We start from the raw sequence: 1118 nt of genomic DNA, 5'->3' as shown, positions 1-1118 counted from the left end.
CGCTCTTCCGATCTAATTAAACATTTTAAAAAAATTTTAAATAACTAAAAAAGATTTTATAACCAAAAATAATCTGTATGAGATTAAAACGAAATTAAAAACATTATTTGAGTATGTTAAAATGGAACATACTGTATTCGATTTACCCTTCATTTTTGCAGGTGCCCTTATAGCCTCAAATGGGATTATAGAAATGTACAAATTCTTTATTATTTTATTTGTTGCCATCTCTGCAAGAGGAGCTGCAATGTCAATAAACAGGATACTTGGCCTAAAATATGATATAACCAATCCAAGAAAAAGGAACTGGGCTCTTGTGACGGGGGAAATAAATCTGCGGCAGGCCATTGCATTTACCTTAATGCTGGTATTCATTTTTGAGGGTTTAACATATTTATTAAATAATCTTGTATTTATGCTCTCACCAATTGTTTTAATATTTTTTATAGCAGATCCATTAATGAAGAGAGTTACAAGCCTGAGGCATTTATTTATGGGATTTACCATAGGACTGGGCATAATAGGTGGATACCTGGCTGTGAATCCAAATTTCCCGCCTGCGATTATATATTTAATGGTTGCAGGTTCAACATTCTGGATTGCGGGCTTTGATATTATTTATACAATACCTGATGAGGTATATGATAAAAAAAACGGTTTAAAAACAATCATCGTGAAATACGGTGTAAAAAAAGGCCTAATTATTTCATGGGTTTTCCATATATTTACAATAATTTTCTTTATTTATATAGCATTTATTGTTCATTCAATATATTATATTCTGGCACTGATACCAATAATAATTTTAATATTATATGAACATGTTGCCATACATGGAACAACACCGGAAAATGTAAGAAAGGTTTTCTTTAATCCAAACTCCATAATAGGATTTCTATTTTTAATAGGAATTTATATATCCCTTGTGGCATAAGATTTATTAATATATAAAATAGAGATTAATGGGGCCGTCCGAATTTGAATCGGAGTCACCAACACCCCAAGCTGGTAGGATACCAAGCTACCCCACGGCCCCTAGGTGCTGTATTTCACTTTAGAATATAAAAATTTTTAATTCTGGAAATTAAATAAAAAATTAACACTTAACATATAAATCT

General features: G+C 30.9%; 1 protein-coding gene and 1 tRNA gene. One reads left to right on the top strand and one right to left on the bottom strand.

The genetic code is table 11. The features are described from left to right. Positions 1-40: 40 nt before the first annotated feature. Positions 41-934 (top strand): UbiA-like polyprenyltransferase, encoded by an 894-nt coding sequence (locus AOG55_RS00080; RefSeq protein ID WP_330218491.1) that lies wholly within the window; start codon positions 41-43, stop codon positions 932-934. A gap of 29 nt (positions 935-963) precedes the next feature. Here AOG55_RS00080 and AOG55_RS00075 read toward each other — a convergent pair. Continuing rightward, a tRNA-Pro gene (locus tag AOG55_RS00075) sits at positions 964-1036 on the bottom strand. Between the last annotated feature and the right edge of the window lie 82 nt (positions 1037-1118).

Source organism: Acidiplasma cupricumulans, from assembly GCF_001402935.1.
In the GTDB taxonomy this organism is placed as follows: Archaea; Thermoplasmatota; Thermoplasmata; order Thermoplasmatales; family Thermoplasmataceae; genus Acidiplasma; species Acidiplasma aeolicum.
Note: the sequence above shows the minus strand (reverse complement) of the source record. Positions and strands in the feature narration are given on the sequence as shown.